This window comes from Alteromonas sp. 07-89-2, from assembly GCF_013113925.1.
Lineage (GTDB): Bacteria > Pseudomonadota > Gammaproteobacteria > Enterobacterales > Alteromonadaceae > Alteromonas > Alteromonas macleodii.
The window spans coordinates 35,799-54,384 of the sequence record NZ_VTYM01000001.1 but is presented as its reverse complement, the minus strand read 5'-3'; the positions used below and the strand labels follow the sequence as shown (position 1 = coordinate 54,384).

Sequence of the window (18,586 nt, the reverse complement as noted above, 5' to 3'; positions counted from 1 at the left end):
AGGAAATAACATGGCAAGAACGGTATTTTGTCGCAAGCTTCAAAAAGAAGCTGACGGCTTAGATTTCCAACTTTACCCGGGGGAGCTGGGTAAGCATATTTTCGACAACATTTCTAAAGAAGCATGGGCCGAATGGCAGAAAAAGCAAACTATGCTAATTAACGAACACAAGTTGAATATGATGGAACCGAATGCCCGTAAGTTTTTAGAAGAAAAGATGTCGGCATACTTGTTTGACGACGTAGAGCCTACGATTGAAGGCTACGTTCCGCCTGAAAAATAAGCAAAAAAGCGTTTTTTGAGCAAACAATGCGCAAACAGTAATAAAAGCGCAAAAAAAGCGAGAAAAACGGTTGACTTGTGAAGGCGAAAACCGTTTAATACGCACCCACAGCAGGACAGGCAGTAAATGCCTAGAACGCTAACAAGTTTCAGCCTCGATAGCTCAGTTGGTAGAGCAGCGGATTGAAAATCCGCGTGTCCCTGGTTCGATCCCGGGTCGAGGCACCATTATTCAGAAAGCCCTGCATGAAAATGCGGGGCTTTTTTGTATCTGCCAGCCAGTCCCTAGTTTCCAAATAAATCCGGTTTTTCCAAAAACTATTTAGAAAGCTTTACCTTAATGGGCAGCAATCTATAGTTTCGGATAGTTGTCTTAACACTATCATGGCCCAAGAGCAATTGTGTATGCTCAAGCTCGACTTCACTTGCTGTATTCTTACGAATGTCTCGTTCTTGAAACCTTTCCGATAAGAGTTCTTTATCTAGCGCTTTCACCATCCAATTATGCCAAATGCTGTGAAATCCATCGCCAGTGTACATTTGGATCCTTTCAACTTCCTCTCAACAGCTTTGACTTCAGACTTCTGAATGAACAGAGAAACACTCGATTCTTAAAACTTCTCAAAAACGCCTTCGCACGACTAGTCTTTCTTGTTAAGGCACTAAGTCACACCGTACGATGCCTGCTTACCCAACTTTGACGCGAATTATTTCAATGGGCTGAGGTTCACAAATGGGATAATACTTTTCTTCAATACTTGTAGCGATGTGGCAATAACATGAAATTATTGATAAAGACCTCCCGTAACATAATTTAATGCTGTCATTAGGCATTTAAGAAAGAAATTTAGGGAGGCTAATGGACAAGGGGGTATAAAAACGTGTGTACAATAGGAGTCGGTTAACAAATAGTGGAGTAAAGCCGACATGGGTAAGAGAAACAAAAAGGGTTTTAAATTATCCCTCACAATTCACCTTAAAAAAGTAGATAGAGTCATCGTAGGCATACTTGTATGTTTCAGTTTGGTATCGGATGAGGGCCTGTTATATAGAAAGTTACCTAATGGCAAGGTTACCGAAGCATCAACAATATGCTGGATTAAATAAACGCAGCAGTTAGAGCAACTAACGACTAGGCGATTCTAGTACAGGATACTTAAATTGTCATTTCTTTCGACAGCCTGTGCTCCAGCAATAGATTTGAGGTTGTTGGTTGAATCTACCAACGCCCATAGATGTGGATTCCCTCGAGTTATACGTAATCAGTGTCTCAGTGTGGATTAAGACGTACATAGTACGGAATGTTGACATGTTGTAGGTGTTTGTATTATTATCTAAAAATCCGTAAATTGTACGGATTTTAAAAATAATAGAAAATTACTAAAAATATTCATAATTAACTGAAAAAAATCATTTTAATTAACTAAAAAGCGGAGATTAACCATGATGAATTTAATAGAAGTACTTGTAATGGGTACATAGTCCTTGGAGGTATTTATGACTTAAATCAAAAGTAAATAGGATTAGTAAATATGAGTGCAATAGCAAATAAAGAATTTGAGAAACCGTTTGGTACTGAGAAGCCAGCGCGTATAGAACTTAAAACTACGCCAACAGTAAAGCAAGTTTTGGAAATGGCGGCAGATTTAAAAGGAATTAGTCTGACAGCGTTTATGTTGTCAATTGCTCAAGAAAAAGCTCAACAGGTTATTGAATCTAGCCATGTTACTAGATTAACGCGTGACTCCTGGGATGCATTAGATAGAGCTATGGCTAAACCTGCCGAACCAACTGCTGAACTGAGGGCCTTAATGAAAAGAAGGTAATAACAATATGCCCGAAGCAAGCCAGTTGGCAATTTTGCCGCTAACAAAAGTAAAACTTGAAAAAAGCATGACGAAGGAATTTGACTGCGGTGACAAATTCCTTAACGAATTCTTAAAAAAGAGTTGTGCGAAAAAAGTACAGAAGAATTTAATTAGAGGCCATGTTGCCTTAAACAGCGGTAAAGTAGTTGGGTATATTACTCTGCAAGTACACAGCCTTGAAAAAGACTGGTTTGTGCAAATGGGAAGCCATCCAAACCAAGTTCCCGTATTGATGATAGATCAAATTGCTACGGATAGTTCGCATCAAGGGATGGGTATTGGAAGAGATCTGTTAGCAGAAGCATTTAAAAGTGCAGCAATTATTAGTGAAGAAGCTGGCTTAGCGGGCATAGCGTTATGGTCCCACCCTAGAGCCTTAGGCTTTTACCAAAAGCTCGGGATGGTGTCTATCGGCCAACAGACAGTTGGTGACTTCGAATTGACTCTGATGTTCCTCAAGATTGAAACCGTTGTAGCCGCAATGAATGATATTAAAGATGCTTCATAGAGGGAGTATAGTCTTCAATGCGGCTTTACGAAGCTAAGACTCCTTTGGATTAGCAGTCAAGCCTATCTTTTCGCTGCGCTCCAAGATAGGCTCGACCTCCTGCAACCAAAAGATTTTAGGATAGTCCGCATTGCTCTCCACTATTGGTAGAACCTGCTAGGTTCTTGCCCCCCTTACGCGTTGGAGAGACACACCTATGACGAACTGCGCTTACTTTAACCCCCGTCTGTTGACTAGACTGCCGCGCCGTTTTTATGTGGTGGCCGTGGTTGGTTCCCCGTTGCCCACTAGTGTGTAAGCGCCTCTGAATTGCGAACTCAGAGTGTCGCGGTGCGCGTCGCACTCTGAGTCGTATGTAAGGATTCCCCTCAGCTAGTATGAAACTGAAATTTGATTGGTCGTCTTGCGAAAATTGACTGATATCTAAAACCCGACTTGAAGCTCGGTTTTTTGCTTTTTAGCCCCAGTGAAAATTCATGCGATTAATTCCCCTTAAAACTTTTTCCAATAACGCATAACAGGAAGATGAAGTTATGCGGTTTTCAGAGCATTTAATTAGGGATTTATTTGGAAGGTTTATGATTTAAAGTGTATATAAATCAATATTTTGATTTTACTTTCAATTTTGGATTGAAAATTCGCGTGTCCCTGGTTCAATCCCGGGTCGAGGCACCATTATTTAAGCACTTGCAGAAATGCGGGGCTTTTTTGTTTCCGCTTTATGTCTTTTCTAGCGCTAATCGCAGACCTAGTCCAACAGGCGCTAAGACATCTGTACCAAACTTAAAAACTCTTGAAGCGAAGACACATGGAATTGTGCCTTTGGTGACTTTTTAACGCCCGGTCGAAGTATTTGAACCGTTTTCATACCTAAACTATTACCCGCACTAATTTCTGACTCCTCACTGTCTCCAATAACCCATACCTCACTCGGAGCTGTATTATATTTTTTGGCAATAATGTCGAAGTAGAATGCTTTGCCTTTTCTAGGCGGGTTACCTGGGTCATCGTAGTAAATGTCTTCAAAAGCATCTTCAACGCCTAATTGGCGAATTTTCGAATGTTGAAATTTTTGGAATCCAGAAGTTACAAGTAGCTTCACCCCTTCAAACGCATTAACTAAATGAGTGTCTTCATAGCCTTCTATAGGGTGCGCAATACTCAACTGCGAAAAGTAAGCATAACTCGCAGATTTTGAATGCTCAGAGAACTTATATTTTTCAACAATATAGTCCAAAGGTTTACGCCAAAAATCCAAACGCATTTCTTGTCTCATAGAGGGAGTTAAATCGTTACTCTTATCTGACTCGATGACATCGAATAGAGGTAGCAATATGTCTTCACCTACACTATTGCCCGGAGCTATGCAGTTGTCGAGATCAAAAATAATTAATGGCATGTATGGATAAATTACTAGGGAGTGGTGTGCACCATAGTCGCACATGAATTTTTCGATTTCAGAAAGAGCAACCTGCATAGTCGCGCACTTGTCGCATAGTGGAATTACGCCAAATACTCTGAAAACAAGCCTGATAAGAACTAGTTTGCGCTTTTTAGGCGCAGTTAAAGCCAAAAAACGCTTTTTTAATAAAAAACTTATGCATGTTCTTGCCTACTTTTCAAAATGGGTACTACGCTTACTTCATATGTTAAAAACGCAGCGAAATATAACGTTGTTACTTTTTAAAAGAGGTAACGCGCCATTGCTCTGTGTTTTAAAGAGATAGTTTTTGGCTTAACACCTGTGATTTTAAGCGGAGTGAGAAACTTCGAACTGTTAATAATGATAGGAAGCTAGCTGCTTCGTTCAACTGCCTTTGTCTAAAAGAAGCAACCGGCAGTTGAATGTTCAGGGTGAAACTAAGCCGCGCGTAATTCTCAAGGAGAGTTTTTTGTCAGCTAACAACACATCTTCAAATCAGCAGAGCGCAGTAAACACCATATTTGCTATTTCAGGTATTGGAGTTATCGCTTCGTGGGTGCTCTACTTTTCAGTATCGGCGTTAGCCGCTCTCGCTGTGCTAACCGGCGCAGTGGTGATTTGTGCCCTCATTCACTCAAAAAATAACAGAGAAAGCGACGAGATATACCCGACAGAGAATAGTGCTGCGGATATGGCGACAAGCAGAAATGCTGATATTGAAAAAGCCAGTGAGGGGTTAAGTGTTTCACTTGGCACTTGTGACGCCAATTTATCGGACATCAAATCAACGCAGGATGACGCAGTAGAAACTTTGTCTCACGCCTTTAGCAGTTTGAAATCACTAGTTTCTCAACAAATTGAGTGTATTGAAGATCTGCTAAGTGTGGACGAAGCGCATACGCAGTCTTACTCCGACCGAATGCGCAATTTCGCCCGCGAAACCGATGGAACACTAACGCAATTCATTGATTCTACAGAACAGATGTCGTCGTCGACAAAGCACCTAATGGAGCAAGTGCAAACCATTCAACAGGCCATGCCTACGGTAATTGAAGCACTGAGTGGTATTGATGACATCGCTGCACAAACTAATTTACTTGCTTTGAATGCGGCTATAGAGGCGGCGCGAGCAGGTGAGGCTGGTCGTGGCTTCGCTGTTGTTGCTGATGAAGTCAGGGCGCTCTCAACTCGCTCCACTCAGTTTAGTGATGTGATTAAAACCCAGGTCGAGAACATAAGAAGTCTGGTAGATAAGCTCACAGACACTGCTGAATTTGTAGCGTCTCAGGATATTTCTCAGGTGGTTAATGCTAAATCACATATTAGTGAGCAGTTGTCTGAGATTATCAAGAAAGCGGAGGCTGACCTTGTAACCACTAAACAGATTGAAGACATTGGCTCTCAGCTTGACGAGTCGATAAATGCGGCCATTCGGGGTATGCAGTTTGGCGATATCAACGGCCAACACATTCAGTATACCCAAGATATGATCAAGTTCATTTTAGAGCAGTTGGCAACGTTAGATGTCAACAATATCGAGCGTTTCGTCAGTGCATTAAACGAGTACCAAAAAGGACTCGCTGCGAAAGGGAAAAATGACCACAACCCTGTGTCTGCAACATCTATGGACGCTGGGGAAGTCGAATTGTTCTAGCTAAGCAAGGAACAGGAAGCACAGTCAGTAATGACCTACTTTGGAGAAGTGAGCATATGAGCAAACACATTCTAGTTGTTGACGATTCAGTGTCCATTCGTCAGATGGTAGAAATGACCCTAAAAGGTGCGGGCTATACCGTTACGACAGCCCAAGACGGGCAAGATGCGTTAGATAAATGCAAAAGTCAGCAATTTAATTTTGTTTTAACCGATCAGAATATGCCACGAATGGATGGCCTTACGCTTATAAAAAATTTGCGCGGTTTGGGGACTTACAGCAGAACGCCTGTTGTTATGCTTACTACAGAAGCAGGCGACGATATGAAAGCAAAAGGTAAAGCCGCTGGCGCCACAGGCTGGATGGTAAAGCCTTTCGATCCAAACAAGCTTCTTGATGTAACGAAGCGCGTGCTGGGCTAAATCGCCCACCCACTCCTAAAATCTGGAAGGATTCGGAATGAGCATCGATATAGAACAGTTTCATGGCGTGTTTTTCGACGAGAGCGATGAGCATCTCGACGATATGGAACAGCTATTGATGAGTTTAGATGTTGAATCCCCTGATCCTGAAGAGCTAAATAGCATTTTTCGCGCTGCCCATTCGATTAAAGGTGGCAGCGGTATTTTCGGTTTTGATGCGTTGATGAATTTAACGCATGTGATGGAAAACTTGTTAGATAAAGCCCGCAACAATGAGCTTAGTGTTACCGCTGACATTGTAAATGTGCTTTTAGAAACTCTCGATGTTTTAAAAGACACGCTTAACGCCTACCGCGATGAGACCCCCGTACCAGAAGACAGTATTGCCGAGCGCATTAAAATTCTAAATGGCGTAATCAACGGTCAATCTACAGACGCAGCCTCAGGCGATGGTGACGATGCTTCAGAAGTAAGCGTGAATGCGCAAAACGAAAGCGCTCAGGACGACAGCTTTGGTTTCTTTGACGATGAGCCTAATAGTGCTATTGAAGCCGCTGACGACAGTTTTGGTTTTTTCGACGACGAACCAGTTAACGAAGCGCTCTCTCACGGCGACAACACTAAAAGTGAGAATAATGACGATGACGGCTTTGGCTTCTTCGATGATGAAATATCGAATAATACCGTCGACGCACAAACTGAAACGACTAAAGCCGAAACAGCTGAAGTAGAGCAGGGTTTTGGTTTTTTTGAAGACGCACCGTCAGCTACCAATATCAATACTTCCCTAGAAATTGCGAGTAGTAATAACGCGCAAAGCGCGAGTACTCAATTAAATACAGCAACAACATCTAACAATGATAAAGCGCCAACTACTGGCGTTGCCCCCACGACAACACAAGCCAAAACGCCACTAAAACCGCCAGCGAAAAAGAGCACCGCCCGTGAATCGGCCTCTATTCGTGTAGACACCACTAAAATTGATGCCATGGTTAACTTAGTCGGAGAGCTGGTTATCACCCAGTCTATGCTGTCTATGATAGGGCAAGACGTTGAAGGGCAAGTTGGCGAACGGTTGCAGCTAGCTATTGATGAGCTGCAGCGAAACACCCGGGAAATTCAAGAATCAGTGATGTCTATGCGCATGCTCCCGCTAACCGCAACCTTTAATCGTTTTCCGCGTTTAGTAAGAGATTTGGCAGGTAAGTTAGGTAAACAGGTAGAACTGGTGCTCCAGGGAGGCAGCACGGAAATTGATAAAAGTTTAATTGAAAAGATCGTCGACCCCCTTACCCATCTCGTTCGCAACAGCATCGATCACGGCATAGAAATGCCCGACAAACGCGTCGCTGCTGGCAAACCAGAGAAAGGCACGGTTATTCTAAGTGCCGAGCAGAAAGGCGGTAGCATTATTATCAGCATTATTGATGATGGCGGTGGTCTTCACCGCGACAAAATTCTCGATAAAGCGCGAAGTAACGGGCTCACCGTATCTGATGACATGCCTGATTCAGAAGTATGGCAGCTTATATTCCAACCTGGGTTTTCAACTGCCGAAGCCATTACCGATGTATCGGGAAGAGGGGTAGGTATGGATGTGGTGCGCCGCAATATCGAATCGATTGGCGGTCGTATCGATATCGAGTCTAGCGCCGGTGAAGGTTCAGCGTTTTTCATTCACCTGCCGCTTACGCTAGCCATAGTTGATGGCATGTGTGTGTCGGTGGGTAAGCAAATCTTCGTGATCCCACTTTTAAATATTATTGAATCCTTCCAGCCTACTAAGCAGCAGCTGAAGACCTTGGGCAACGACACCGTTCTCTATATACGAGATCAATACTGGCCTTTGGTGCCCCTCTACGACTTCATGGAAGTAGAGGATGCCGCGCTTTCTCCCACAGAAGGCATTGTGGTGTTGCTTGAAAGCAGTAAAAAACGCTTTGGTGTTTTGGTTGATGCACTCGTCGGTCAGCAGCAGGTGGTGATTAAAAGCTTAGAAGAGCACTACCGTAAGGTGGCTGGAATAGCGGGGGCAACCATTATGGGCGACGGAAAAGTCGCACTTATTATCGATGCAGACTCCATTGCTACAACGTATACCTCCAGTCAAATAGAGGAGTTACTTTCATGAGTGAAACTGCCTTGCATCAAGCGGTTACCGGCGGACAGGACAAAGAGTATTTAAGTTTTGTGCTTGGCGATGAGCATTACGCCTTGGACATCACCACAGTAAAAGAAATTAGAGGGTACGAACAAGTCACTAAGATTGCGAATGCGCCAGCCTTCATAAAAGGCGTGATTAATTTGCGTGGTGACATCGTTCCTATCGTGGACTTGCGCATTAAGTTTAACGTAGGCGAGGCCACATATAACGACTTCACAATAGTGATAATGCTGAACATTCAAGAGCGTATTGTTGGCATCGTGGTAGATGGTGTATCCGATGTTATTCGCTTGTCTGAAGAACAAGTACTTCCGCCACCAGAGTTTGGCGTAGCTTTTGACAGCAGGTATCTACACGGTTTAGCTGATGTAGATGAAAACATGGTCATTCTGGTGAACATAGAAAGCTTAATAACCAGCGAAGAGCTGGGTTTAGTCGCACCTGAGAGCGTAAAAGACGACGCGTAGTTACAAGGTCCTTCACTAAACGGAAACACCTGACATTGGGAAATATTAGTTATGGGCGTATTTAATTTTCTGAACGGCGAAGAGTTAAAAATAGCGAAGCACGACTCGCTATTGAAGTCGAATATTCTAAAGGCCAGTGCCTCAAACTTGTTGGTTATCGACAAGTCGGGGGTTATTCACTACCACACTCCCGCATTCCTGCGAATGACAAAGGCCTACCCTAAGGACTTTACTGTCAACGATGGTGAGTCTTCACTATCAGGAAAGCACATAGACGACATTGCAAATGGGGCAAGCGCTTCAGAAAACCTGTCTTATTTACTTACCCATACTTCGGGCGATAAGCACCTCGTTTCTCTTGCTGAGCACGGCTTTTGTGTAAGTGCATCTACAATAACGATAGACGAGAATGGCACTCAGCTTTATGTCACTGAGTGGCAGGACAACACTGAAAATAAACGCAACAAAGGTATGGTCGATGCCATTATGCGAAGCCAGGCGGTGATATCGTTTACGAAAGACGGAGAAATCTTGTCGGTCAACGATAACTTTTTATCCGCAATGGGTTATAGCGAAAGTGAGGTGGTGGGAAAGCACCATCGCATTTTTGTCGACAGTGATTACGCTCAAAGCGAAGAATATCAGCAGTTTTGGAAAAAACTAAAAAGCGGCGACGTACACAGCGGCGAGTTTTGCAGAATTAACAAGCAAGGCGAAGAGGTGTGGATCCAAGCGACCTACAACCCAGTATTTGATGACAACGGTGACGTAGATTACATCATCAAGTTTGCCTCTGATATTACAGCGCAAAAACAAAGAAATGCCGATTACGAAGGACAGATTACTGCCATTAATAAGTCACAGGCCGTTATTGAGTTCGATCTAGAAGGTAATATTCTTAACGCCAACGAAAACTTCCTCGCCGCAATGGGTTACAGCCTGTCTGAAATTAAAGGTCAGCATCACAGCATGTTTGTTGACCCAAGCTATAAGTTAAGCGCTGAATATGCTGCTTTTTGGCAAAGCTTAAAAGCCGGAGAGCACAGTGAGGGTGAATATAAACGCATTGCAAAAGGTGGCAGGGAAATATGGATCCGCGCATCGTACAACCCCATTTTCGACAGCTCGGGTAAGCCATTTAAAGTCGTTAAATTTGCCACCGATGTAACGCAAGACAAGTTAAAAAATGCGTATTTCGAAGGACAAATTAACGCTATCAGTAAATCTCAGGCTGTGATCGAGTTTGATGTCGACGGCACTATCATTACTGCTAACGACAACTTCCTCAACACCATGGGCTACCGACTAGACGAAATCAAAGGTAAACATCACCAACTATTTGTGGATGAAGAAACCAGACAGTCAGAGTCGTACCAGCGTTTTTGGTCTGAACTTAAAGAAGGTAATTTCTTCTCAGGAGAATTTAAGCGCGTAAGCAAAGCAGGAAAAGCCGTTTGGATCCAAGCTTCTTACAACCCTATAGAAGACATGAATGGCAGCCCGTTTAGGGTGGTCAAATACGCGACTAACATTACCGAAGAGAAGTTGAAAAACGCCTACTTTGAAGGTCAGTTAAATGCCATTAGCAAGTCACAGGCTGTCATTGAGTTTGACCTTGAGGGGGTAATTTTAAACGCAAACAGCAACTTCTTAGCCGCGATGGGATATACCCTAGATGAAGTGAAAGGAAAGCATCACAGTATTTTTGTGGACCCTGCTTTCAAAAACAGCCCTGAATACGCAGCATTCTGGGAGCAATTGCGCCAAGGCGTTTATGCTAGCGGAGAATACAAGCGTTTCAACAAGTCAGGAAAACCAGTTTACATTCAAGCCTCTTACAACCCAATCCTAGACCAAAACGGCACGCCGTTTAGAGTCGTGAAATATGCCACGGACGTGACAGGAAGAACCTTAGCGGTAGAAAGCATTAAGTCTATTATGGCAAGTCTGACAGACGGTGATTTACTGAAAACGATAGAAGAGCCATTAGAAGGTGACTTCAAGGTGCTTGGCGAATCTATTAATCACTTTATTGGTGAACTGCGCGACACCATAGTGAAAATTCACACCGCTGTGGAAACCATCGATACGGCTTCAAATGAAATCGCCACCGGCAACGCCGATTTGTCTAGTCGTACCGAGCAGCAAGCGTCTAGCTTAGAAGAAACAGCGTCAGCCATGGAAGAGTTAACGGGCACAGTGAAGCTAAATGCAGAGAATGCCGATCAAGCAAAAGGCTTGGCAAGCCAGGCATCAGAAGTAGCATCAGAGGGCGGAAAGGTCATTGAACAAGTAGTGCATACCATGGGTGAAATTAACGACTCTGCCCAGCGTATATCTGACATCATCGGCGTTATTGATGGCATTGCTTTCCAAACGAACATACTCGCACTGAACGCAGCAGTTGAAGCTGCAAGAGCGGGCGAGCAAGGTCGCGGGTTTGCCGTTGTTGCCTCTGAGGTGAGAACGCTGGCACAGCGTTCTGCCGAGGCGGCAAAAGACATAAAGGCACTAATTTCTGCGTCGGTCGATAAAATTGGTGATGGCAACGTGTTGGTGAATAAGTCTGGGGAAACCATGGCCAACATCGTCACTGCAATTAAACGCGTTAACGACATTATGTCTGAAATTGCAGCGGCATCGTCTGAGCAAGCCACCGGAATACAGGAAGTGAGCAATGCGGTGGTTCAAATGGACGAAATGACTCAGCAAAATGCTGCGTTAGTTGAACAAGCAGCAGCGGCTGCAGACAGTATGAGACAGCAATCGGGTGAACTAGCCCAACGGGTGTCTGTGTTCAAAGTGGGAAGTAGTCGCAAGCCCACTCAGAATGCTGACATTCAGTCGCTAAACGGCAGCAAAGCATTACCTAAAGAGCGTGAAGTGCCCAAGCAGCGAATGAAAGCGCTGAATCCAGCGGCACCAGATGCGTCAGATTGGGAGGCGTTTTAGTGTATGACCGCTCTACAAAGCACGGATGCGCAAAGGGAATTTCCATATAGCCGAAGAGATTTTGAACGGGTAAAAGGCTTGCTGTTTAAACAAGCCGGAATTAACTTAGCTGATTCAAAAGATGCGATGGTATACAGCCGCCTTGCCAGGCGGCTGCGTGCACTAGAGATACACAGCTTTAAAGAGTACTTAGCGTATGTAGGAAGCTGTAAAGATGAAATGGAACACTTCATTAATGCGCTCACTACTAACCTCACGGCATTTTTCAGAGAGCCACATCACTTTGACGCACTCGCCAATTACCTGACAAAGCGACCTCAAACCAAGCGTATTTGGTGTGCCGCAAGCAGCACTGGCGAAGAGCCTTATAGTATTGCAATGACAGTGGCGTCGGTGTTTGGCACCTTTACTCCCAATGTACAAATACTTGCCACTGATATCGACAGTAAAGTACTGCAAAAGGCTCGGGAAGGAGTGTATGCCCAAAACAGTATCAGCCAGCTGTCTTACGATTATAAAACGCAATTTTTCTATAGGGGAAAAGGCGCACAAACCGGAAGAGTAAGAGTAGTGGATGAGCTGAGAAAAATGGTGCAGTTCGAACCACTAAATTTGATGTCGCCAAACTGGTGTGTAGATGCGCCAGTGGACGTGATTTTTTGCCGTAACGTCATGATTTATTTCGATCGACCCACGCAGCGCAAAATTTTAGCGCGAATGGTTAAAATGATGTGCAATGACGGGATGTATGTCGCAGGGCACTCTGAGAACTTCACGATGTATCCTGAACTGGTCGCTCCCATGGGGAAAACCATTTATCGGCCAGTCGTTTAAAAGGAATTTGCAGTATGAGTCAGGACGAAAACCCCATTCGATACTTTGATAACCGCCTTCAAAAAGAAGCCGTTAAACTATTGCCGGGTCAGTACTATGCCACTGCTTCAGACAAAGCGCTGGTAACCATTCTTGGTTCTTGCGTAGCAGCGTGTATTTTCGATCAAGAAAAGAAGATTGGCGGTATGAATCACTTTATGTTGCCCGACCTCAACTTCACCACCAATCTCGACGCTTGCCTAGCCACAAAGTACGGTGTACACGCGATGAACATGTTAATTGATCAGCTTGTGCACCTTGGCGCACGGCGAAATAAGTTGATGGCTAAAGCATTCGGGGGAGGAAAGGTGCTTCCTGGGTTTGTGCAGCAAGACATTGGACGAGTCAACGCTGAATTTGTCTTGGAGTATTTGGATGACGCGCACATACCGTTAATAAGTAGTGATTTAATGTCTACTTATGCTCGCAAAATTTATTACTTTCCTGCCGACGGTAATGTTTATATGAAGCGTATTCGCGAGTTTAACAATGCTACCCTCTACGAGCGCGAATCTACCCACCGGGTTCTACTTTCTGAACAAGCTAAGACGGGTGTAATCTCATTTTCGGAACAGTCACATGCCTATAAAAGTCCTCGTAGTTGATGACTCTGCGTTAATCCGCCAAATTCTTTCAGAAATAGTAACCCGTGATCCAGGTTTAACGCTTGTGGGTGCAGCGCCGGATGCTTATGCGGCGAAGCGAATGGTGCAAGAGTTTAGGCCAGACGTTATTACACTGGACATTGAAATGCCGAAGGTAGACGGGTTACGTTTTTTAGAAGTAATGATGAAGGCGATGCCGACCCCAGTTGTGATGATATCTACGCTGACTGAAAGAGGTGCCGACGCAACACTGCGTGCGCTCGAACTAGGCGCTGTGGATTTTATGGCAAAGCCAAAGCTCGGCGTAGCGCAAGGTATGGCTGAATATGCGGCGGTTATTGTTGAAAAGATAAAAGCAGCAGCGCATTCGAGGTTAGGCCAACCAACGCAAACACGCTGCACAAAACATGCTTCTATGCGCTACACAGGAACCGAAAAGTTAATTGGTATAGGCGCATCAACTGGGGGAACCGAAGCAATAAAAGACGTCATCATGCATTTTCCCCGCAATGCACCGGCCACCATTATTTCCCAACACATGCCTCCAGGGTTCACAACCACCTACGCCAAGCGGCTCGATAGCCTTTGTGAAATAACCGTGAGAGAAGCGCACGGAGGGGAGCGTTTATTGCCTGGATTTGCGTACTTGGCACCAGGTAATAAACATTTAAAAGTAGAGCGTAGCGGCGCTGACTATCGTTTAAGCCTTGATGATGGCCCTAAGGTATCAGGACACAAGCCCTCTGTTGATGTGATGTTTGACTCGCTGGCTGAGCATGCTGGCGCAAACGCGGTGGGTGTGCTGCTTACAGGCATGGGACGGGATGGAGCAAAAGGCCTTAAGAGTATGCACACAAAAGGCTCTGTTACGTTTTGTCAGGATGAAAAAACCTGCGTTGTTTACGGTATGCCTAAAGTGGCTGTAGAAATGAAAGCCGCTAGTTTTATCAAGCCGTTAGAAGATATCTCAGATGCAATTCTAGATACGCTAGAAGCATTGGGCGCGGGCTCGCGCCTTTAATCTTAAGGCAATGCCCACAGTGCTGAACTATTGGAGCTTTTTAGTCTAGCGCAATGTTGATGATTGGTTGTCGCAAATGTCACTAAAGTAATAAGTTAACAAAAATATTCAAAAGTATAATTGTTGAAGCTGGAAACTTGACCATAATTTGATTGTGTTTTGTACATCCGTTAACGCGGTAGTAACAATTGAGGTGGGATTGTGGTCGCCATTGCAGCAAATTATCTGGATAACTTTTTCTCTAATAAGAGCAACGCGTTTATTATCGCGTTTCTTATGATGTTGGCGAGTTGGAGTCTGGCTTTCACCTCGATAGCGCACTTGGGGCTTGCTATCAGCTCTGTTTGCGTTTTATTTTTGCTTTTCGTACTTCTCAAAGTGACAAAGGGTAATCAGGACTCTGCAGCCAATAGCACAAGCAGGCCATCACAAGATTTTTCATATTCAAACACAAACTCGTTAGCCAATGACTCTATGGATGTTGCTGTCTCTGAAGCAAGCAGCATATTGACGATCACCTCATCAAACCTGGCCGACATATTCTCAACACAAAATGACGCGGTTGCCACATTAAGCGACTCGTTTATTTCGCTACAAACCCTTCTAGGCCAACAAGAAACTAGCATCAATAATCTGCTGACAGATGATGACGACAGCGACTGTGCCTATGCCGATAAAATGCGGACATTTGCTTCTGATACTGACATCACACTAACGCAATTCATCGCCTCAACAACTGAAATGACCGAGTCTACAAGGGCGTTAGAAACCCAAGTACAAACCATTCAGCAGGCCATGCCTACTGTCATTGAGGCGTTAAGTGGTATTGATGATATTTCTTCTCAGACCAATCTTTTGGCGCTAAACGCTGCCATTGAAGCAGCGCGTGCTGGTGAAGCAGGACGCGGTTTTGCTGTTGTTGCCGATGAGGTCCGTGCGCTATCTACCCGCTCTACACAGTTTAGCGACGTTATAAAAACGCAAATAGAAAACATCAAATCGCTCATCGATAAACTAACGGAAACTGCAGAAGTGGTTGCTTCTCAGGACATTTCTCACGTGGTCAACGCGAAAGACGCCATTAGCGAGCAGCTAAAAGGCATTATCAAAAAAGCCGAAGCCGACATACAGGGCGCAAGTGAGCTTGAAGCTATTCGCCAACAACTTGCAGACTCAACTGCTGCCGCTATTCGCGGCTTACAATTCGGCGATATAAACGGTCAAAACCTTACCTACACCCGCGAGATTATTGATTTCATTGTGTTGCAGCTTTCAGAACTAAGCCCTGAGTCTGCGACAAAAGTGAAAGACAACCTAGCTAACTACCAGATTTCGTTGACGGAAAAAGGGCAAGCAGATCACAACCCTGTTTCGTCAACGTCAATGGACGCAGGTGACGTAGAACTTTTTTAACAGCAAAAATAAATAGTTACACAACGATGTGTGATTAACCCTGACATTTTTATAGGTGATTGAGTTATGAGTAAAAGCATACTGATTGTGGACGACTCTGTGTCCATCCGCCAGATGGTAGAAATGACCCTTAAGTCAGCGAACTACAACGTTACTACTGCACAAGACGGCCAAGATGCGTTGGACAAATGCCAAGGCGCGCGTTTCGACTTCGTGCTTACCGATCAAAACATGCCTCGCATGGACGGATTAACGCTTATCAAATCGCTCAGAGGTTTAGCGAACTTCAAGTCGACGCCAATTGTCATGCTGACCACTGAAGCCGGTGATGACATGAAAGCAAAAGGCAAAGCCGCGGGAGCAACCGGATGGATGGTGAAACCTTTCGACCCCAATAAGCTACTTGATGTGATGAAGCGCGTTCTAGGTTAAGAGAGTCGGTTTGAATAGGGTAAATGGGAGTCAGTCATGACCATTGATGTAAACCAATTTCACGGTGTGTTTTTTGACGAGAGTGATGAGCATCTCCAAGATATGGAGCAGTTGCTCATGACCTTGGATGTGGATGCGCCCGACCCCGAAGAGCTGAACAGTATCTTTAGAGCGGCGCACTCTATCAAAGGCGGCAGTGGGATTTTCGGGTTCGATGCACTAATGAATCTGACTCACGTAATGGAGAATTTGCTCGACAAAGCCCGAAACCAGGAAATTCAGGTTACGGCAGACATCGTCGACATATTTTTGCAAACCCTTGATGTATTGAAAGACACCTTATCGGCATATAAAGAACAAACAGATCTTCCCCAAGAACAAATTGATGCAAGCATAAAAGTCCTTGAAGATACCCTCGCAAGTGCGTCAGGACAAATGCCACAAAACGCAGAAGAAACATGCGATCAAACCGCTCAAGGTGAAGCTAATACAGACAACGAGATTGAAGGGTTTGGATTCTTTGATGAAGACGAGACTGAATCTCAAGAAACCAATTTAGAAAGTTCTCAAAGTCAAAATACCTCAGATGACATTGAAGGCTTCGGACTTTTCGAAGATGAAGCAGCATCAGAAGAGACGCAGGCTAAAGGTGAAGCGAATACTAAGGTCGGCGTAGCTGATGAGGGCTTTGGCTTTTTCGAAACCGACACCCTTCCTGTAAAAACAGACGCTACTGAATCTTCTTCGCAACAAGTTACACCAAAACAACCTATTGTGAAGCCCGTTAAAACCAAGACAAAAGCAGCGACGAAAGAGGCAGCATCAATTCGTGTCGATACCACCAAAATCGATGCAATGGTTAATCTGGTTGGCGAACTGGTGATTACTCAATCTATGCTTTCAAACGTGGGGCAGGAAGTTGAAGGGCAAGTCGGAGAGCGCCTACAGCTTGCTATAGACGAGTTGCAGCGCAATACCCGTGAAATTCAAGAATCAGTCATGTCTATGCGCATGTTGCCAGTAAACATGACGTTTAACCGCTTCCCTCGTGTGGTACGTGATTTGTCTTCGAAGCTAGGCAAAAAAGTGGATTTGGTGATTCAAGGTGGCAACACCGAAATAGATAAAAGCCTTATTGAAAAACTGGTCGACCCGCTTACGCATTTAGTGAGGAACAGTATCGATCACGGTATAGAAAGTCCTGAAAAACGCCTTGAAGCAGGCAAAGCCGAAAACGGCACAGTTATCTTAAGTGCAGAGCAGAAAGGTAGCAGTATCATCATTGGTATTATCGACGATGGAGCCGGTTTAAACAAAGCACGCATTGTAGAGAAAGCCACACAAAACGGCCTTACGGTTACGCCAGATATGCCCGACAGTGAAATTTGGCAGCTTATATTTCAAGCGGGTTTTTCAACGGCTGCAGAAGTTACCGATGTGTCGGGCAGAGGTGTAGGCATGGATGTGGTTCGCAGAAACATCGAGTCTATTGGCGGGCGCATTGAAATTGAATCATCGCAGGGTGAGGGCTCTGCGTTTTATATCCACTTACCACTCACGCTCGCTATCGTAGATGGCATGTGTGTATCGGTTGGCGATCAAATATTCGTTATCCCACTACTTAATGTTATCGAATCATTTCAACCCACATCATCTCAAGTGAAAACCCTTGGCAATGACAAAGTACTGTGGATTAGAGACCAGTACTGGCCGCTGGTGTCACTTACTCAACTTATGCAGGTAGACGACGGCATCACTGAGCCAACTAAAGGCATCGTCGTGCTACTAGAAAGCAGTAAGAAGCGCTATGGCGTGCTGGTGGATTCGCTTGTGGGTCAACAACAAGTCGTAATTAAGAGCCTTGAGCAACATTACAAAAAAGTAGCAGGGATCGCAGGTGCAACCATTATGGGGGATGGCAAGGTAGCCATGATTTTGGATGCAGACTCGGTGGCTACTAACTGTACAAATGTTCCAAATGAAGAGGTTTCACTATGAGCGAAGCAGCCTTACAACAAGCCGTTAGCGCATCGAAAGAGAACGAATTCTTAAGTTTTGTCTTGGGTGAGGAGCACTATGCCCTTGATATCACAACCGTGAAGGAAATTCGTGGTTACGAACAGGTTACCAAAATTGCCAATGCGCCAAACTTCATTAAAGGCGTGATAAACCTTCGTGGCGACATTGTACCTATCGTCGACTTACGCATTAAGTTCAACGTAGGTGAAGCCACTTATAACGATTTTACTATCGTCATTATGCTTAACGTTCACGAGCGGATCGTTGGCATTGTGGTAGATGGCGTGTCTGACGTCATTCGCCTTTCCGAAGAGGACATGCTGCCGCCACCAGAGTTCGGTGTGGCGTTCGATAGCAAGTACCTTCACGGACTGGCCGATGTCGATGAGCACATGGTTATTTTAGTCAATATTGAAAGCTTAATTACAAGTAACGAATTGGGTTTAGTTGAAACAAAAGCACAAGTGGTAGAGGGCTGAGAAA

At 44.5% G+C, this 18,586-nt stretch carries 17 protein-coding genes and 1 tRNA gene; 16 read left to right on the top strand and 2 right to left on the bottom strand.

The features are described from left to right. Positions 1–10: 10 nt before the first annotated feature. Together F0261_RS00225 and F0261_RS00220 are read left to right on the top strand one after the other, a co-directional pair. On the top strand, positions 11–283 hold the full coding sequence (locus tag F0261_RS00225) for an oxidative damage protection protein (RefSeq protein ID WP_171336916.1): 273 nt from the start codon (positions 11–13) through the stop codon (positions 281–283). Between the two features lie 151 nt (positions 284–434). After that, positions 435–510: transfer RNA gene (locus F0261_RS00220), tRNA-Phe, on the top strand. A 90-nt stretch (positions 511–600) separates the two neighbouring features. Here the strand turns inward: F0261_RS00220 and F0261_RS00215 are convergent. Then, entirely contained in the window at positions 601–822 is a 222-nt protein-coding gene (locus F0261_RS00215) for a hypothetical protein (protein ID WP_239302004.1), read from the bottom strand. A gap of 992 nt (positions 823–1,814) precedes the next feature. Here F0261_RS00215 and F0261_RS00210 point away from each other — a divergent pair. After that, positions 1,815–2,108 (top strand): DUF1778 domain-containing protein, encoded by a 294-nt coding sequence (locus F0261_RS00210; RefSeq protein ID WP_014996979.1) that lies wholly within the window; start codon positions 1,815–1,817, stop codon positions 2,106–2,108. 7 nt (positions 2,109–2,115) lie between these two features. Next, positions 2,116–2,658, top strand: a complete 543-nt coding sequence (locus F0261_RS00205; RefSeq protein WP_171336915.1) for a GNAT family N-acetyltransferase — start codon at positions 2,116–2,118, stop codon at positions 2,656–2,658. A 763-nt stretch (positions 2,659–3,421) separates the two neighbouring features. Here F0261_RS00205 and F0261_RS00200 read toward each other — a convergent pair. Continuing rightward, positions 3,422–4,135: an HAD family hydrolase gene (locus F0261_RS00200; RefSeq protein WP_253819147.1), complete on the bottom strand. Its 714-nt coding sequence runs from the start codon at positions 4,133–4,135 to the stop codon at positions 3,422–3,424. A gap of 415 nt (positions 4,136–4,550) precedes the next feature. Here F0261_RS00200 and F0261_RS00195 point away from each other — a divergent pair, with 415 nt between their 5' ends. The 12 genes from F0261_RS00195 (at position 4,551) to F0261_RS00140 (ending at position 18,582) form a co-directional block, all read left to right on the top strand. Further along, on the top strand, positions 4,551–5,735 hold the full coding sequence (locus F0261_RS00195; protein ID WP_061439154.1) for a methyl-accepting chemotaxis protein: 1,185 nt from the start codon (positions 4,551–4,553) through the stop codon (positions 5,733–5,735). 56 nt (positions 5,736–5,791) lie between these two features. After that, positions 5,792–6,157 (top strand): response regulator, encoded by a 366-nt coding sequence (locus tag F0261_RS00190; RefSeq protein ID WP_014947933.1) that lies wholly within the window; start codon positions 5,792–5,794, stop codon positions 6,155–6,157. Positions 6,158–6,194: 37 nt separating this feature from the next. Then, positions 6,195–8,288: a chemotaxis protein CheW gene (locus F0261_RS00185; RefSeq protein ID WP_061439156.1), complete on the top strand. Its 2,094-nt coding sequence runs from the start codon at positions 6,195–6,197 to the stop codon at positions 8,286–8,288. Then, positions 8,285–8,788, top strand: a complete 504-nt coding sequence (locus tag F0261_RS00180) for a chemotaxis protein CheW (protein ID WP_014947935.1) — start codon at positions 8,285–8,287, stop codon at positions 8,786–8,788. Before F0261_RS00185 ends, F0261_RS00180 begins: the two co-directional genes overlap by 4 nt. A gap of 51 nt (positions 8,789–8,839) precedes the next feature. After that, positions 8,840–11,740 (top strand): methyl-accepting chemotaxis protein, encoded by a 2,901-nt coding sequence (locus F0261_RS20060; RefSeq protein ID WP_061439158.1) that lies wholly within the window; start codon positions 8,840–8,842, stop codon positions 11,738–11,740. Positions 11,741–11,743: 3 nt separating this feature from the next. Continuing rightward, the gene (locus F0261_RS00170; protein ID WP_061439160.1) at positions 11,744–12,574 is read left to right on the top strand and encodes a CheR family methyltransferase; all 831 of its coding nucleotides are present in this window, start codon (positions 11,744–11,746) and stop codon (positions 12,572–12,574) included. Positions 12,575–12,588: 14 nt separating this feature from the next. Continuing rightward, a complete protein-coding gene (gene cheD / locus F0261_RS00165) occupies positions 12,589–13,218 on the top strand; it encodes a chemoreceptor glutamine deamidase CheD (protein WP_061439163.1) in 630 nt (209 codons plus the stop codon). Continuing rightward, positions 13,193–14,239, top strand: a complete 1,047-nt coding sequence (locus F0261_RS00160; protein WP_061439165.1) for a chemotaxis response regulator protein-glutamate methylesterase — start codon at positions 13,193–13,195, stop codon at positions 14,237–14,239. The genes cheD and F0261_RS00160 overlap by 26 nt, the downstream gene beginning before the upstream one ends. Positions 14,240–14,440: 201 nt before the next feature. Further along, positions 14,441–15,652 (top strand): methyl-accepting chemotaxis protein, encoded by a 1,212-nt coding sequence (locus F0261_RS00155; RefSeq protein ID WP_101563316.1) that lies wholly within the window; start codon positions 14,441–14,443, stop codon positions 15,650–15,652. 66 nt (positions 15,653–15,718) lie between these two features. Next, positions 15,719–16,084, top strand: a complete 366-nt coding sequence (locus F0261_RS00150; protein ID WP_014947941.1) for a response regulator — start codon at positions 15,719–15,721, stop codon at positions 16,082–16,084. A gap of 36 nt (positions 16,085–16,120) precedes the next feature. Continuing rightward, positions 16,121–18,082 (top strand): chemotaxis protein CheA, encoded by a 1,962-nt coding sequence (locus tag F0261_RS00145; protein WP_171336913.1) that lies wholly within the window; start codon positions 16,121–16,123, stop codon positions 18,080–18,082. After that, a complete protein-coding gene (locus tag F0261_RS00140) occupies positions 18,079–18,582 on the top strand; it encodes a chemotaxis protein CheW (RefSeq protein WP_014947943.1) in 504 nt (167 codons plus the stop codon). Before F0261_RS00145 ends, F0261_RS00140 begins: the two co-directional genes overlap by 4 nt. Positions 18,583–18,586 lie beyond the last annotated feature (4 nt).

Bases quoted from the DNA above. Each gene is read 5' to 3' on its own strand.
- F0261_RS00185 (WP_061439156.1), top strand. From the start codon at position 6,195: ATGAGCATCGATATAGAACAGTTTCATGGCGTGTTTTTCGACGAGAGC.
- F0261_RS20060 (WP_061439158.1), top strand. From the start codon at position 8,840: ATGGGCGTATTTAATTTTCTGAACGGCGAAGAGTTAAAAATAGCGAAG.
- F0261_RS00215 (WP_239302004.1), bottom strand. From the start codon at position 822: ATGTACACTGGCGATGGATTTCACAGCATTTGGCATAATTGGATGGTG.
- F0261_RS00225 (WP_171336916.1), top strand. From the start codon at position 11: ATGGCAAGAACGGTATTTTGTCGCAAGCTTCAAAAAGAAGCTGACGGC.
- F0261_RS00150 (WP_014947941.1), top strand. From the start codon at position 15,719: ATGAGTAAAAGCATACTGATTGTGGACGACTCTGTGTCCATCCGCCAG.
- cheD (WP_061439163.1), top strand. From the start codon at position 12,589: ATGAGTCAGGACGAAAACCCCATTCGATACTTTGATAACCGCCTTCAA.
- F0261_RS00145 (WP_171336913.1), top strand. From the start codon at position 16,121: ATGACCATTGATGTAAACCAATTTCACGGTGTGTTTTTTGACGAGAGT.
- F0261_RS00200 (WP_253819147.1), bottom strand. From the start codon at position 4,135: ATGCAGGTTGCTCTTTCTGAAATCGAAAAATTCATGTGCGACTATGGT.
- F0261_RS00160 (WP_061439165.1), top strand. From the start codon at position 13,193: ATGCCTATAAAAGTCCTCGTAGTTGATGACTCTGCGTTAATCCGCCAA.
- F0261_RS00140 (WP_014947943.1), top strand. From the start codon at position 18,079: ATGAGCGAAGCAGCCTTACAACAAGCCGTTAGCGCATCGAAAGAGAAC.
- F0261_RS00210 (WP_014996979.1), top strand. From the start codon at position 1,815: ATGAGTGCAATAGCAAATAAAGAATTTGAGAAACCGTTTGGTACTGAG.
- F0261_RS00170 (WP_061439160.1), top strand. From the start codon at position 11,744: ATGACCGCTCTACAAAGCACGGATGCGCAAAGGGAATTTCCATATAGC.
- F0261_RS00190 (WP_014947933.1), top strand. From the start codon at position 5,792: ATGAGCAAACACATTCTAGTTGTTGACGATTCAGTGTCCATTCGTCAG.
- F0261_RS00205 (WP_171336915.1), top strand. From the start codon at position 2,116: ATGCCCGAAGCAAGCCAGTTGGCAATTTTGCCGCTAACAAAAGTAAAA.
- F0261_RS00180 (WP_014947935.1), top strand. From the start codon at position 8,285: ATGAGTGAAACTGCCTTGCATCAAGCGGTTACCGGCGGACAGGACAAA.